Genomic DNA, 14762 nt, shown 5'->3' on the forward strand with positions numbered 1-14762 from the left:
CTGTGGGAGCCCACCGGCGACGTCCTGGCGCCGCCCTCCGGCGACGGACCGCTGGTGATGGTGGCCCCGTCCACCGCGGCTACCGGCGTGCCCGGCCTGCTCGACGCCGTGTGCACGGGCCTCGGCGGATCCGGGATGCGGATCGTCGTCGCGATGCTCGAGCCGCCCGAGCGGGACTGGCCGGACGGCGTCGTGGCCGGGCACGGCCGGCAGGACCTGCTGCTCGAGCAGGCCGACGTGGTGGTGTGCGGCGGCGGCCACGGGATGCTCGCCAAGGCCCTGCGCGCCGGGGTGCCCGCGGTCGTGGTGCCCGGCGGCGGCGACCAGTGGGAGCTGGCCAATCGGGCCGCCCGGCAGGGCAGCGCGGTGGTCGTGCGGCCACTCGACTCCGACGCGCTGCGGGCGGCCGTGGACACCGTGCTGACCGAGCCGCGCTTCACGCGCGCGGCCCGCCTGGCCGCTGCGACGGCAACGCAGGTCGAGGACCCGGTGACCGTCTGCCGCAGCGTCGTGGCGCCGATGCGGTGACGTGCCCCGCGTCCGCGCCACCGGCCGCTGTCGGGGGTCCGGGAAGCGACTACCGTGGCGCAGGTGCGACTGACGGAATTTCACGAGTGTGTCCGCAACGAGTTCGGGCAGCTGCGCGGCGACGCCCTGCTACGTGACCACGTGCTGCTCTCGCTCGGCGGGCGGACCGCCGCCGCGGCCATCGAGGCCGGCCGGGAACCCCGTGAGGTGTGGCGGGCCCTGTGCGAGGAGTTCGACGTCCCGCCCGCGCGCCGGTGAAACCGCCGCGCCCGTTCCGTTCGAACAGTTGTTCGCCTATGCTGGTCCGCGGGTGGTGAAGAAGTAGTCCACAGGCGTCCGATTCATCCACAGATCCGGCCGCTCGCCGGTCGGGACGGCGAACTTGTCGGTGCCGGACTCTAACGTCATCGGCAAGCAAGACGAGACTCGAAAAGGGGACCACGATGGCACCACAGGCACACGATCGCGACAAGGCGCTCGAGCTGGCGCTCGCGCAGATCGACAAGAGCTTCGGCAAGGGCTCGGTGATGCGCCTGGGGGAGGAGTCCCGCCAGCCCATCGCCGTGATCCCGACGGGCTCGATCGCGCTCGACGTCGCGCTCGGCATCGGCGGCCTCCCGCGCGGCCGGGTCGTCGAGATCTACGGCCCGGAATCCTCCGGTAAGACGACGGTCGCGCTGCACGCCGTGGCCAACGCCCAGGCCGCCGGCGGCATCGCCGCCTTCATCGACGCCGAGCACGCGCTCGATCCCGAGTACGCGCGCAAGCTCGGTGTCGACACCGACGCCCTGCTCGTGTCGCAGCCGGATACCGGTGAGCAGGCGCTCGAGATCGCGGACATGCTGATCCGTTCCGGCGCGCTCGACATCATCGTGGTCGACTCGGTGGCGGCCCTGGTGCCGCGCGCCGAGATCGAGGGCGAGATGGGTGACAGCCACGTCGGCCTGCAGGCCCGCCTGATGAGCCAGGCGCTGCGCAAGATGACCGGTGCGCTCAACAACTCGGGCACCACCGCGATCTTCATCAACCAGCTGCGCGAGAAGATCGGTGTGATGTTCGGCTCGCCCGAAACGACCACCGGCGGCAAGGCTTTGAAGTTCTACGCCTCGGTGCGCCTGGACGTGCGCCGTATCGAGACCCTCAAGGACGGCTCCGACGCGGTGGGCAACCGCACCCGCGTCAAGGTCGTCAAGAACAAGGTGTCGCCGCCCTTCAAGCAGGCCGAGTTCGACATCCTCTACGGCCACGGCATCAGCAAGGAGGGCTCGCTCATCGACATGGGGGTCGAGCAGGGCTTCATCCGCAAGTCCGGCTCCTGGTACACCTACGAGGGCGACCAGCTCGGTCAGGGCAAGGAGAACGCCCGCAAGTTCCTGCTGGAGAACACCGACGTCCGGGACGAGATCGAGAAGAAGATCAAGGAGAAGCTCGGCATCGGGGCGGACGTCACCGCCGAGCCCGCCGACGAGCCCGCCGACTTCTGAGTCGAGCGTTGGGCAGCGACTCCCGTCGCGGTGACCGGTGCGGCGGCGACCTGCCCGGCGGCGGAACGGAGGCACAGGCCAAGGACCTGTGCCTCCGTCTGCTGACCGACCGGGCTCGCAGCCGCGCCGAACTCGCCGCGAAACTCGAACAGAAGGGCTTCGCCGCGGACGTCGCCGAGCGGACCCTCGACCGGCTCACCGAGGTGGGCCTCGTCGACGACGCCGAGTTCGCCCAGCAGTGGGTGCGCTCCCGTCATCGGCATGCCGGCCGGGGCAAACGTGCTCTGGCAATGGAACTGCGCCGCAAGGGGATCGGGCAGCACGAGGCGGCTGAGGCGCTGGAGCAGATCGACGGCGACGACGAACGCGCCCGCGCCGCCGAACTGGTGCGCAAGAAGCTGCGCACCCAGCCCCCGCTGCCCACGGAGGGGGATCGGCGCGAGATCGCCGCGGAACGGGACAAGGTGGTGCGACGGCTGGTCGGCATGCTCGCCCGCCGTGGTTACCCGCAGGGCGTGGCCTTCGACGTGGTCCGCGGCGAACTCGCCGGGCTCGATCCCGAGCCCGGCGACGTCGCCACCGACTGACGGGTTACCGGCGCTTGTCGTGATCGCTGGTGATGTCCACCCCCGGGACGGTCATGCCGGAAAGCACGTTGTCGGGGGCGTTCTCGTCGGCGTCCGGCATCGCGGCACGGTTCTTGCGTCCGGTCCGCAGACGCCGCTCGAGCCGGGTCGCGACGACCGTCAACGCGCCGTTGAGCACGATCATGATCGCGGCCACCACGAGCAGCGACGGCAGGTAGTTGCCGAAGAACGCGCCGAGCTGCTGACCGGCGCGCACCACTTCGACGTACCCGATGAGATAGCCGAGCGCGGAATCCTTCAGGGCCACCACCATCTGCGAGACGATCGCCGGCAACATCGCCGTGACGGCCTGCGGCAACAGGATCAGACGCATGATCTGGCCCTTGCGCATGCCCAGCGCCGCGGCGGCCTCGGTCTGCCCGCGGGGCAGCGACCGGATACCGGCGCGGACGATCTCGGCGATCACCGAGCCGTTGTAGAGGGTCAGGCCGGTGACCACTGCCGCCAGCGCCAGGTACTTCGACCGGAAGACCTGGTATTCGGCGAACAGCTGGTAGGCGAAGATCATCAGGATCAGTACCGGGATGGCCCGGAACAGTTCGACGATGAAGCCGCACACCGCGCGCACGGGCCGGTGATCGGAGAGCCGGCCGATGCCCAGCGCGGCCCCGAGGATCAGGGCGAGCACGATGGATACCGCGGCCGCGATGAGTGTGCCCCGGATGCCGGGGATCAGATACGTGGTCCACGAGCTCGATTCCAGGAACGGCTCCCACTTCGCGGTGGTGAGCTGCCCCTTGTCGTCGAGAGCCCGGTAGACGAAATAGCCGACGGCGACGAGCAGCACGGCCACCGCCGCCGAGGCGACGTGGTAGATCGTTCGCGCCCGGGGACCGGGGGCGTCGTAGAGGACGGTTGCGCGGCCGGTGCTCACCGGGACACCTCGAATCGCGTGCTCAGCCAGCCGAACAGCAGGCCCGTGGGCAGGGTCAGGATCACGAAGCCGAGGGCGAAGATGCCGCCGATGACGAAGATCTGCGCCTCGTTCTCGATCATGGTCTTCATCAGCAGGGAGGCCTCCGAGACGCCGATGACGGACGCGATCGTCGAATTCTTGGTCAGGGCGATCAGCACGCTGCCGAGGGGTGCGATCACCGCGCGGAACGCCTGCGGCAGCACGATCAGGCGCAGATTCTGGCCGAAGGTCAACCCGAGGGAGCGGCCCGCCTCGGCCTGACCGACGTTGACGGTGTTGATGCCCGAGCGCAGCGACTCGCAGACGAACGCCGCGGTATAGACGCTCAGGCCCAGCACTGCGAGCCGGAAGTTGTTGTCCACCAGGAACGTCGGCGACGACTGGGGGGCGAGGCTGATGCCCAGCGTCTGTGACAGGCCGAACAGGCAGAAGATGATGATCAGCGTCAGGGGGGTGTTGCGGAAGATCCCCACGTACACGGTGCCGACCGCCCGTGCCACCGGCACCGGGGACACGCGCATGCCGGCGAGGATCGTTCCGAGGATCAGCGCGCCGATCGCCGAGAACACCGTCAACTGCACGGTGGTCCAGAAGGCGTCGATCAACTGATCGCCGTACTTGCTCAACAGATCCACAGGTCAACTCCACCGATCGGGGATTGGGATCCGGCCGGCCCGTGACGAGTCGTCGAACGGGCCGGCCGGACGGCGGGGACGGTCAGTAGCGGTCGACCTGCGGCGGTTCCGGCAGGGGGTATCCGGACGGGCCGACAGTGGATTCGAGGGCGGCCTGCCAGGCCCCGCTCGAGATCATCTCTTCGATCGCGTCGTTGATCTGGTTGCGGGACTCGGTGTCGCCCTTGGCCAGACCGATACCGTAGCGCTCCTCCGTGAACGGCTCGCCCACGACCTTCAACTGGCCCGGGTACTGGGCCGCGTAACCGGCGAGAATGATGTCGTCGGTGGTCACGGCGTCGACCGCACCGTTGCGCAGCGCCTCGACGCAGGCGGAGTAGGTGTCGAACTCCTGCAGCTGCACGTCCTGCGCGTAGGTGTCCTTGACCTTCTGTGCGGGGGTGGAGCCGGCCACCGAGCACAGCCGCTTGCCGCCGTTGAGCGACTCCGGTCCGGTGATGTCGGTGTTGTCGGCACGCACGAGCAGCGACTGGCCGGCGACGAAGTACGGCCCGGCGAAGTCGACCTTCTCCTTGCGCGTGTCGGTGATCGAGTAGGTGGCGACGATGTAGTCCACCTCACCGTTCTCGATGAGGGTCTCGCGCTGCGGGGACGGGGCTTCCTTGAACTCGATGTTCTCCGGCGCCACTCCCAGCTGCTGCCCGACGTACTTCGCGACCTCGACGTCGAACCCGCTGAAGGTACCGTCGGGGTTGCGCAACCCGAGCCCGGGCTGGTCGAACTTGATGCCGACGACGAGGGAGCCGCTCTCGGCGGACTGCGACACGCTGCGCTGCTCGTCTCCGCCACACGCGGTGGCGAGCACGGCGACGGCGATCGCGCCGATGCCCAGGCGAACCGAGCGGGTGATTCTCATCGAGTACCTCCGTGTTGTGGGTGATGCCGCCCCGGTTCCGGTGCGGCAGCGACGCCGGATCAGTGACTGAGGATCTTGCCGAGGAAGTCCTGGGCGCGGGCGGACTTGGGTGCGGTGAAGAACGTGTCGGGGTCGGTGTCCTCGATGATCTGCCCGTCCGCCATGAACAGCACGCGGTTGCCGGCCTTGCGGGCGAAGCCCATCTCGTGGGTGACGACGAGCATCGTCATGCCCTCCCGGGCCAGCGACGTCATGACGTCGAGCACCTCCTGGACCATCTCGGGGTCCAGCGCCGAGGTCGGCTCGTCGAACAGCATGACCTTCGGGTTCATCGCCAGTGCCCGCGCGATCGCGACGCGCTGCTGCTGGCCGCCCGAGAGCTGCGCGGGATACTTTTCCGCCTGATTGGCGATGCCGACGCGGTCGAGAAGTTGCAGCGCCTGCTCCTTGGCCTCGGTCCTGCCCTTGCGACGGACCTTTACCGGGGCGAGCATGACGTTCTCGAGGATGGTCTTGTGCGCGAACAGGTTGAACGACTGGAACACCATTCCCACGTCGGCTCGCAGCGCCGCGAGCGCCTTACCTTCTGCGGGAAGCAGCTTGCCGTCCACCCGGATCTCGCCCGAGTCGATCGGCTCGAGCCGGTTGATGGTCCGGCACAGGGTGGACTTGCCGGACCCGGACGGCCCCACCACGATCACGACCTGACCCGCCGATACTTCGAGGTTGATGTCCTGCAGCACGTGCAGGGCTCCGAAGTGCTTCTCCACCGCCGACATCGAGATCATCGGGGGTGCGCCGCCTGCCGAGCCGGAGGGCTTCTCGAATTCGACCGCCGCTGGTGTCATGGACAGAACCCTATGCTGCCCGCGCCGCCGTGCCGCAATTTTCGCAAGCCGAGTTCGGACTGCGTAATGGAAAATTTACGGTCGGCCCCGAAAGGCCGGTTCCGGTTCGCCCCGCCGGGTCGCGCGATGGACTAGTTTGTCTCTCTCGGCCCACTTCAGGAGCGGTCCGGCCCCGTGAGCTAGGCTGGGACGTGTCATCGATGGACCATGAACCCCCCAGCGCCCCGGCCGCCCTCGACGCGACCGCCGAGGTCGGCGCCCGCACCTACGAGGTGCGCACCTATGGCTGCCAGATGAACGTGCACGACTCGGAGCGCCTGTCCGGGCTGCTCGAGGACTCCGGGTTCACCAAGGCAGGGCCGGGTGCGCCCGCCGATCTCGTGGTCTTCAACACCTGCGCGGTGCGGGAGAATGCCGACAACAAGCTCTACGGCAACCTGAGCCATCTGCGGCCCGTCAAGGACGCCAACCCGAACATGCAGATCGCCGTCGGTGGGTGCCTTGCCCAGAAGGACCGCGAGGTCGTCGTGAAGAAGGCGCCGTGGGTCGACGTCGTGTTCGGGACGCACAACATCGGCAACCTGCCGGCGCTGCTCGATCGTGCCCGGCACAACCGCCGCGCCGAGGTCGAGATCCTCGAATCGCTCGAGGCGTTCCCCTCGACCCTGCCCGCCCGGCGCGAGTCCAGCTACGCCGGCTGGGTGTCGATCTCCGTGGGCTGCAACAACACCTGCACCTTCTGCATCGTGCCGTCGCTGCGTGGCAAGGAGGTGGACCGCCGGCCCGGTGACATCCTCGCCGAGGTCCGCGCGCTCGTCGACGAGGGCGTCCTCGAGGTGACCCTGCTCGGGCAGAACGTCAACTCCTACGGCCGCTCCTTCGCCGATCCGGAGCAGCCCCGCGACCGCGGCGCGTTCGCCGCGCTGCTGCGCGCCTGCGGCGGTATCGAGGGTCTCGAACGGGTCCGCTTCACCTCCCCGCACCCCGCGGAGTTCACCGACGACGTCATCGAGGCGATGGCGCAGACCCCGAACGTGTGCCCGCAGCTGCATATGCCGCTGCAGTCCGGCTCGGACCGCGTCCTGCGCGCGATGCGCCGCTCGTACCGCAAGGAGCGGTTCCTCGGGATCATCGAGAAGGTGCGCGCGGCCATGCCGCACGCGGCGATCACCACCGATATCATCGTCGGGTTCCCCGGCGAGACCGAGGAGGACTTCCAGGAGACCCTCGACGTCGTCGAGAAGGCCCGGTTCACCAGCGCCTTCACCTTCCAGTACTCCAGGCGACCCGGCACGCCGGCCGCGGAGATGGACGGCCAGCTGCCCAAGGCGGTGGTGCAGGAACGGTACGAACGGCTCATCGCGCTGCAGGAGCGGATCACCCTCGAGGAGAACCTTGCGCTCGTCGGCAGGGAGGTCGAGCTGCTCGTCGCCGCGGGGGAGGGCCGCAAGGACTCCGAGACCGCCCGGATGAGCGGCCGCGCCCGTGACGGCCGGCTCGTGCACTTCCGGCCCGAGGGCAACATCGACCGTGCGGTTCGCCCGGGCGACGTCGTCACGATCGTGATCAGCGAGGCCGCCCCGCACCATCTGGTCGCGGACACCCCGATCCTGACTCATCGGCGCACCCGCGCCGGCGACCGGTTCGAGCAGGGCCGCACCCCCAAGACGCCCCCCATCGGGGTGGGGCTCGGTCTCCCGCAGATCGGTGTGCCCGAGCCACTTCCGGCACAGACGGGATGTGACGCATGACCGCGAGCGGCCCCGACGAGGGCAGGACGCCCGGCGACGACGCCGGGGACGACGGAAGGGATCCGATGGACGAAGTCCGCGCCGACCTCGAGGCAGCCGAACGCAAGATCGCCGGCGAGATCGACCCCGGAGCCCGCGCGCTCGTCGTCGCGGTCGCGGTGCTCGTGCTGCTCGGCTCGTTCAGCCTGCCCCACGCCGGGGCGGCCAACGGGTGGGAGGTGCTGTCCTTCGCCCCCGACGCGACCGCCGAGTCCATCGCGCTGCCCTCCCGCATCTTCGTGTGGCTCGCTCTGGTGTTCGGCGCGATCTTCTCCATCCTGGCGCTCGTCACCCGCCGGTGGGTGCTGGCGTGGCTGGCGCTGGCCGGCTCCGCGGTGTCGATCGTGTTCGGCATGCTCTCGATCTGGTCGAGGCAGACCCTGCCGGTCGGCGACCCGGGCGCGGGACCGGGCATCGGCCTGATCCTGGGCTGGATCACCGTCATGGTGCTCACCTTCCACTGGGCGAAGGTGGTGTGGACGCGCACCGCGCTTCAGCTCGCCGCCGAGGAGGAACTCCGCAACGCGGCCGCCCAGCAGGAGAACAAGGGCCTGCTCGACGACTGACCGCCCGGGACCGGACGAACGACGGTGCCCCCGGCTCGAACGAGCCGGGGGCACCGTCGTGTCCGGAGGGGCGCTCAGCGCTCCCCGACGGCTCCTTCCGCGGCGTCGGCCCATTCCCGCCACTGCTGCGCCTGCGCGAGCGCACTCTCGGCGTCCTTCGGGCGGCCCGCGGCGGTGGCCTTGGCGGCCTGCTCCTCGAACTGGCGCACGCGCTCCCGGAACTGGGCGGCACGGGCGAGCGCCTCCGGGTCGGTGCGCCGCCATTCGGACTCGGCGGCCTCGCGGACCCGCTTCTCGATCGCCCGCAGACGGCTCTCGAGGTCGTGCATCCGCTCCCGCGGGACCTTGCCGATCTCCTCCCACCTGTCCTGCAGCTCGCGCAGCCGGGCCCGGGCGGCGTCGATGTCCGCCGCCGGATCGATCGACGCCGCCGACTGCAGCAGCGCCTCCTTCGCCTGCGCGTTCTCCTCGAACTCCGCGTCCCGCTCCGAGGCGGCCGCGTTGCGGGCGGCGAAGAACACGTCCTGGGCGCCCTTGAACCGCTTCCACAGCTGATCGTCGGCCTCGCGCGGCGCCCGGCCGGCCGCCTTCCACTCGGCGAGAAGTTCCCGGAACGCGGCCGCCGTCGCACCCCAGTCGGTCGAGTCCTGCAGTTCCTCGGCCTGCGCCACGAGATCCTCCTTGCGGGTCCGGGCGGCGGCGCGCTCGCGGTCCAGTTCGGCGAAGTGCGCGCCGCGCCGGCGGTTGAACGCCTCGCGGGCCTTCGAATAGCGCCGCCACAGGGCGTCGTCGACCTTACGGTCCACGCCGCGGATCGTCTTCCACTCCTCGAGGATCTCCCGCAACCGGTCGCCGGCAGCCTTCCACTGGGTCGACTCGGCGCCGATCTGCTCGGCCTCGGCCGCGAGGGCCTCCTTGCGGGCGGTGGCCGCCGCCCGCTGGTGCTCCTTCTCCTGTTTTGCGGCGACCGCCGCCTTCTCCGAGTCCGCGACGATCGCCGCGAGCCGCTCGGCGAGGGTGTCGAGGTCACCGATCACGGCGGCGGTGGGCAAGGACTCCGCGAGCGCCTGGGCCGCCGCCCGGGTCTTCTTCGCGTCCCCGGTGCCCGAGCTCAGCCGCGACTCGAGGATCGCCACCTCGGTCGCGAGGTCGTCGTACCGGCGGCCGAAGTGGGCAAGCCCCTCGGCGGCGTCGCCCGCCTGCCAGGACCCGATGCACCGCTCGCCCTCGGCGGTCTTCACCCACGCCGTGCCGTCCTCGTCGACGCGGCCCCACCGGCTCGGATCGCTGGCCGGGACCGTGGGCTGCGGATGGGGATGGGCGGCCGGGTGCGGCTTGGGTGCCGACGACTCGGGGGCCGGCCGCTGCCGACCCGGTTTGGGAGCGCCCGGCTTCGGAGCGCGGGATTCCTGCGTTGCGTTCGGGTCGGTCATCGGTCCTCATCTCTGCCGCGCGGCACGGCTGCCTGGTCGCACTGGTTCGCGTGGTCGGGCCGCGGAGGTCGCTCCGAGACCACGCCCGCCCACTATTGAAACAGGTCGCACGGCCGGGAGGCGGCGGGTCGGGTCGACTACGGTGGCCCGTGTGTTGATCGCCGCGGCGTTCGTGCCGTCCCCACCCCTGCTCGTTCCCGAGTTGACCGGCTCCGCGGCCGCCGAGACCGCCGACCTGCGCGCCGCCGTGCTCGACGTCGGGGCGGAACTGCGCGCCGCGGCGCAGTGGGTCGTCGTCGGTACGGGCACGGAGGCCGCGCACCTCCCGGACACGGCCGTCGGAACGTTCCGCGGCTTCGGTGTCGACCTGGCCGTATCGCTCGGGCCGGCGACCGCGGGGACGCCCGATCCGCAGCTGCCGCTGCCGGCCCTGATCGCGGGCTGGTTGCGCGACCGGACGGCGCCGGTCGTGCGCGCCACCACGCACGTCGTGCCGGCCGACACGACCCCGCAGGACTGCGCCCGCTTCGGGCGGCGGCTGCGCGGCGCCCTGGACGCGGACCGCACCCCGACGGCCCTGCTCGTGGTCGCGGACGGCCCGGCCACGCTCACCGCGAAGGCACCCGGGGCCTACCACCCCGGGGCGCAGGAGGTGGACGAGGCGCTCGGCGCCGCCCTCGCGGTCGGCGACGCCGCCGCGCTCGCCGCGCTCGACCCGGCGCTCTGCACCGAACTGGTCCTCGACGGCCGCGCCGCATGGCAGGTGCTGGCCGCGGTGTTCGGCTCCGACGGACCGGCGGCGGCCGCCACGACCCACAGCAGCGCGCCGTACGGCGTGGGATACCACGTCGGGATGTGGCGACCGTGACCCGTGAGCCCCTCCCTCCGGTGGCCGTCGTCGGCCCGACGGCCACCGGCAAGTCCGATCTGGGTCTCGATCTCGCCGAGGAGCTCGGCGGGGAGATCGTCAACATCGATGCGATGCAGCAGTACCGCGGCATGGACATCGGCACCGCCAAGCTGCCCGTCGACGAGCGGCGCGGCATCACCCACCATCAGCTCGACGTCCTCGATGTCACCGAGACCGCCACGGTCGCCCGCTACCAGCAGGCCGCGACCGCCGACGTCGAGGCGATCCGGGACCGCGGCGCCGTGCCGATCATCGTCGGCGGCTCGATGATGTACGTGCAGGCCCTCCTCGACGAGTGGCAGTTCCCCGCGACGGATCCGCAGGTACGGGCCAAGTGGGAGGCGCTGCTCGCCGACGAGGGGGTGGCCGCGGTGCACGCGGCGCTGCAGCGGGCCGACCCGGTCGCCGCGGCGACCATCCTCCCCACCGACGGCCGCCGCATGGTCCGCGCCCTCGAAGTGGTCGAGCTCACCGGGGCGCCGTTCGCGGCGTCGCAGCCGCAGATCGGCGATCCCAGGTGGGGGACCGTCGTGCTGGGGGTGGACCGGGACACCGTGGCCCTCGACGACCGGATCGCTCGGCGCACGGACCTGATGTTCGAGCGCGGACTGGTCGACGAGGTGGCGGCGCTGTGCGAACAGGGGCTGCACGAGGGGGTAACCGCCCGTCGGGCGATCGGGTACGCGCAGGTGCTCGAGTACCTGGCCGGTGAGTGGGACCTCGCCCACGCCCGCGAGCGCACCTTCATCGGGACGCGGCGCTACGTGCGCCGGCAACGCTCGTGGTTCCGCCGGGATCCGCGGGTGCACTGGCTCGACGGTGCCGATCCGGCGTTGCGGGACACGGCGCTGCGGGTTCTCGCCGATGCGAACCGTCGTTAAGGTGACGGGCATGGACTTCAGCAAGGGCCACGGCACCGAGAACGACTTCGTGATCCTCCCGGATCCCGACGTGCGGATCTCCCTCGAGCCGAAGCGGGTGGCGGCGCTGTGCGATCGCCGTCGCGGCCTCGGGGCGGACGGGGTCCTGCGCGTCGCGCGCGCCGGGGCGCTGGTCGACGCCGGGGTTCTGCCGGCACTGCCCGAGGGGACGGACGCCGACGACTGGTTCATGGACTACCGCAACGCCGACGGCTCGATCGCGGAGATGTGCGGCAACGGGGTGCGGGTGTTCGCGCACTTCGTCACCGCCAGCGGGCTCGAGTCGCGCGGCGAGTTCGTCGTCGGCAGCCGCGCCGGCGGCAAGCCGGTGCAGGTGCACAGCGCCGACGCCACCCACGGCGAGGTCACCGTCGACATGGGTGTGGTGCGGGAGCTGGGGGAGTCGACGGCCACCATCGAGGGCCGGGTGTACCGCGGGCTGGGCATCGACGTCGGCAACCCGCACCTGGCCTGTGTCGATCCGCACCTGACCGCGGCGACCCTGGCCGCCCTCGACCTTTCCGGTCCGGGTTTCGACCCCGGCTTCTTCCCGCAGGGGGTCAACATCGAGTTCCTCACGCCCATCTCCGCGGGCGCGGTGGACATGCGGGTGTACGAGCGGGGCGTGGGGGAGACCCGGTCCTGCGGCACCGGCACGGTCGCGGCCGCCGCCGCGGCGTTGCGTTTCGACGGGTCCGGCTCCGGTACGGTCCAGGTGCACGTCCCCGGCGGGACCGTGCAGGTGCGCCTCGAGGACGGCCGGGCCGCGTTGCGCGGCCCGTCGGTGCTGGTGGCGTCGGGCACGATCGGCGACGACTGGTGGGGCGGCCTGGACTGACTCCCGGCCCGGCGGCGCCGGTGCGCCGCGCGGGTTTCGCCCTGCGCGGACACCCGGAAAGTCGCATGCGTCGGCGCGTCCGACGTGGGACGATGGTCGTGTATGACGAACACACGACGAAACGAATCGGCCACCGACGACGCGGACCGCGTCGCGGGCTGGGTCCCCGCCGACCCGTCGGTCGGCGAGATGCAGCTCGAGGACCGCAGCGCCCTGCGCCGCGTCGCCGGGCTGTCCACCGAACTCGAGGACATCACCGAGGTCGAATACCGGCAGCTCCGCCTCGAGCGGGTCGTGCTGGTCGGGGTGTGGACCGGCGGCACCGCGGCCCAGGCCGAGGCCAGCCTCGCCGAGCTCGCCGCACTGGCCGAGACCGCGGGCTCCGAGGTACTCGAGGGCCTGATCCAGCGCCGGGACCGTCCCGACGCCGCGACCTACATCGGCTCCGGCAAGGCCGAGGAACTGCGCCAGGTGGTGCTGGCCACCGGTGCCGACACCGTCATCTGCGACGGCGAGCTCACCCCTGCGCAGCTGACCGCCCTGGAGAAGATCGTCAAGGTCAAGGTCATCGACCGCACCGCACTGATCCTCGACATCTTCGCCCAGCACGCCACCTCCCGTGAAGGCAAGGCGCAGGTATCGCTCGCGCAGATGGAGTACATGCTGCCGCGACTGCGCGGCTGGGGCGAGTCGATGTCGCGGCAGGCCGGCGGCCGTGCCGGCAGCAACGGCGGCGTGGGCCTGCGCGGTCCCGGCGAGACGAAGATCGAGACGGACCGTCGCCGCATCCGCGAACGGATGGCCAAGCTGCGCCGCGAGATCAAGGCGATGAAGTCCGTTCGCGACACCAAGCGCACCCGGCGCATGCGCAACCGCATCCCGTCGGTCGCCATCGTCGGCTACACCAACGCCGGCAAGTCCAGCCTGCTCAACAAGCTCACCGGTTCCGGTGTGCTGGTGCAGAACGCGTTGTTCGCGACGCTCGACCCGACCACCCGCCGGGCCGAACTGCCGGACGGACGGGAGTACGTGCTCACCGACACCGTCGGCTTCGTGCGGCACCTGCCGACCCAGCTCGTCGAGGCGTTCCGCTCCACCCTCGAGGAGGTCACGGACGCGGACCTGCTGCTGCACGTGGTGGACGGGTCCGATCCGTTGCCGACGGACCAGATCAAGGCCGTGCGCGAGGTGATCACCGACGTGCTGCGCGAGTCCGACGCTCCGCCGCCGCCCGAGCTGATCGTGGTGAACAAGGTCGACGCCGCCGACCCGCTGACCCTCACCGAGCTGCGCGCCCTGCTGCCCGACGCGGTGTTCGTCTCGGCGCGCAGCGGCGAGGGACTCGACGAACTGCGCGAGCACCTCGCCGCGCTGCTCGAGCACCCGGACGTCGAGGTGAAGGTGCTGCTGCCGTACACGCGGGGCGACCTGCTCGCGCGGATCCACTCGGACGGGCAGGTCCTGAACTCCGCGCACGAGGTGGACGGTACGCGCGTGCATGCCCGCGTGCCGCAGGCGCTCGCGTCGGCCCTGGTCGAGTACGCCGCCTAGTGCGCGGGGCCCTCGTCGGCCTGGTGGCCTCGGCGGCCGTCGTGTCGGCGCCGGCCGCCGCGGCGCAGACCTCCACGGTCCCGATCGCCGAGGTCGACGGTGGCGTGCTGTGCACCCCCACCGATCCCGCCCTCGCGGAGCTGTCGGGCCTCGTCGCCTCCGGTGATCGCGTGTTCGCGGTGCCGGACGCCGGGGCCGACGAGGCGGTGTTCGAGCTCGGGGCCGACTGCGCGGTGGTGCGCCGCATCCCGCCGCCCGTCGACCCGTACGACGTGGAGGACCTCGCCGCCGGTCCGGACGGCCGGCTGTGGCTCGGCGACGTCGGCGACAATCGCGCCGCGCGCGACACCGTCGCGCTGATCTCGGTCGACCCGCAGACCGGCGCGGGCAGCCTGCACCGGCTCACCTATCCCGACGGCCCACGCGACGCGGAGACGCTGCTCGTCCCGCGCGACGGGGTGCCGCTGATCGTCTCCAAGCCGCTGTTCGGCAGTGCCGGGATCTACCGGCCGGCGGGCGGGCGGAGCGTGGACGACCTGCCCGACCCGGGGCCGGTCCCGCTCGAACGCGTCGGATCCCTGACCCTCGGCCCCACGGACACCCCCGGCGGACCCGTCGGCGGGGCCTCCTCCGCGCTGGTCACCGGTGGCGCGGTCAGCGCCGACGGCACCGTCGCCGCAGTGCGCACGTACACCGATGTCTACCTCTTCCACGCCCCCGACGGCGACGTCGCGGCGGCGCTCGCGGCGGGCCCGGCCCTGCGGGTGCCGGTGCCCCACG

At 71.3% G+C, this 14762-nt stretch carries 16 protein-coding genes; 11 read left to right on the forward strand and 5 right to left on the reverse strand.

The window, feature by feature from the left end:
• From CQZ88_RS04040 to recX, 4 genes are all read left to right on the forward strand, one after another.
• On the forward strand, nt 1–528 hold a 528-nt coding region (locus tag CQZ88_RS04040), incomplete at its 5' end, for a glycosyltransferase (protein ID WP_308410786.1).
• Nucleotides 529–591: 63 nt separating this feature from the next.
• Nucleotides 592–786: a DUF3046 domain-containing protein gene (locus tag CQZ88_RS04045; RefSeq protein WP_029543347.1), complete on the forward strand. Its 195-nt coding sequence runs from the start codon at nt 592–594 to the stop codon at nt 784–786.
• Nucleotides 787–971: 185 nt separating this feature from the next.
• Complete coding sequence (recA, locus tag CQZ88_RS04050) at nt 972–2012, forward strand: recombinase RecA (protein ID WP_006948259.1); 1041 nt, start codon at nt 972–974, stop codon at nt 2010–2012.
• Nucleotides 2013–2020: 8 nt separating this feature from the next.
• On the forward strand, nt 2021–2599 hold the full coding sequence (gene recX, locus CQZ88_RS04055; RefSeq protein WP_102799284.1) for a recombination regulator RecX: 579 nt from the start codon (nt 2021–2023) through the stop codon (nt 2597–2599).
• Between the two features lie 4 nt (nt 2600–2603).
• On the opposite strand, the gene CQZ88_RS04060 is transcribed toward recX, so the two are convergent.
• The 4 genes from CQZ88_RS04060 to CQZ88_RS04075 form a co-directional block, all read right to left on the reverse strand.
• The gene (locus CQZ88_RS04060) at nt 2604–3533 is read right to left on the reverse strand and encodes an amino acid ABC transporter permease (protein ID WP_102799285.1); all 930 of its coding nucleotides are present in this window, start codon (nt 3531–3533) and stop codon (nt 2604–2606) included.
• Nucleotides 3530–4210 carry an amino acid ABC transporter permease gene (locus CQZ88_RS04065; protein ID WP_006948253.1) on the reverse strand — a complete coding sequence of 227 codons (681 nt, stop codon included), beginning with the start codon at nt 4208–4210 and terminating at the stop codon, nt 3530–3532. The genes CQZ88_RS04060 and CQZ88_RS04065 overlap by 4 nt, the downstream gene beginning before the upstream one ends.
• A gap of 82 nt (nt 4211–4292) precedes the next feature.
• Nucleotides 4293–5126: a glutamate ABC transporter substrate-binding protein gene (locus tag CQZ88_RS04070; RefSeq protein ID WP_006948252.1), complete on the reverse strand. Its 834-nt coding sequence runs from the start codon at nt 5124–5126 to the stop codon at nt 4293–4295.
• 59 nt (nt 5127–5185) lie between these two features.
• Complete coding sequence (locus tag CQZ88_RS04075; protein ID WP_029543348.1) at nt 5186–5914, reverse strand: amino acid ABC transporter ATP-binding protein; 729 nt, start codon at nt 5912–5914, stop codon at nt 5186–5188.
• Nucleotides 5915–6174: 260 nt separating this feature from the next.
• Between CQZ88_RS04075 and miaB the strand changes: the two genes are divergently transcribed.
• Together miaB and CQZ88_RS04085 are read left to right on the forward strand one after the other, a co-directional pair.
• On the forward strand, nt 6175–7725 hold the full coding sequence (gene miaB / locus CQZ88_RS04080) for a tRNA (N6-isopentenyl adenosine(37)-C2)-methylthiotransferase MiaB (protein WP_006948250.1): 1551 nt from the start codon (nt 6175–6177) through the stop codon (nt 7723–7725).
• Nucleotides 7722–8330 (forward strand): hypothetical protein, encoded by a 609-nt coding sequence (locus tag CQZ88_RS04085; protein WP_006948249.1) that lies wholly within the window; start codon nt 7722–7724, stop codon nt 8328–8330. Before miaB ends, CQZ88_RS04085 begins: the two co-directional genes overlap by 4 nt.
• 74 nt (nt 8331–8404) lie before the next feature.
• On the opposite strand, the gene CQZ88_RS04090 is transcribed toward CQZ88_RS04085, so the two are convergent.
• Complete coding sequence (locus tag CQZ88_RS04090) at nt 8405–9763, reverse strand: DUF349 domain-containing protein (protein ID WP_029543352.1); 1359 nt, start codon at nt 9761–9763, stop codon at nt 8405–8407.
• Between the two features lie 151 nt (nt 9764–9914).
• Between CQZ88_RS04090 and CQZ88_RS04095 the strand changes: the two genes are divergently transcribed.
• From CQZ88_RS04095 to CQZ88_RS04115, 5 genes are all read left to right on the forward strand, one after another.
• Nucleotides 9915–10631, forward strand: a complete 717-nt coding sequence (locus tag CQZ88_RS04095; protein WP_029543353.1) for a hypothetical protein — start codon at nt 9915–9917, stop codon at nt 10629–10631.
• Nucleotides 10619–11554 carry a tRNA (adenosine(37)-N6)-dimethylallyltransferase MiaA gene (gene miaA / locus CQZ88_RS04100; RefSeq protein WP_102799286.1) on the forward strand — a complete coding sequence of 312 codons (936 nt, stop codon included), beginning with the start codon at nt 10619–10621 and terminating at the stop codon, nt 11552–11554. The genes CQZ88_RS04095 and miaA overlap by 13 nt, the downstream gene beginning before the upstream one ends.
• Before the next feature lie 10 nt (nt 11555–11564).
• The gene (gene dapF / locus CQZ88_RS04105; RefSeq protein WP_029543356.1) at nt 11565–12431 is read left to right on the forward strand and encodes a diaminopimelate epimerase; all 867 of its coding nucleotides are present in this window, start codon (nt 11565–11567) and stop codon (nt 12429–12431) included.
• A gap of 102 nt (nt 12432–12533) precedes the next feature.
• Nucleotides 12534–13982 carry a GTPase HflX gene (hflX, locus tag CQZ88_RS04110; RefSeq protein ID WP_102799287.1) on the forward strand — a complete coding sequence of 483 codons (1449 nt, stop codon included), beginning with the start codon at nt 12534–12536 and terminating at the stop codon, nt 13980–13982.
• Nucleotides 13982–14762, forward strand: a 781-nt coding sequence (locus CQZ88_RS04115) for a hypothetical protein (RefSeq protein WP_258008433.1), incomplete at its 3' end; no start/stop codon positions are given. The genes hflX and CQZ88_RS04115, both read left to right, overlap by 1 nt.

The organism is Rhodococcus sp. ENV425 (assembly GCF_002887785.1).
Classification (GTDB): Bacteria; Actinomycetota; Actinomycetes; order Mycobacteriales; family Mycobacteriaceae; genus Rhodococcus; species Rhodococcus aetherivorans.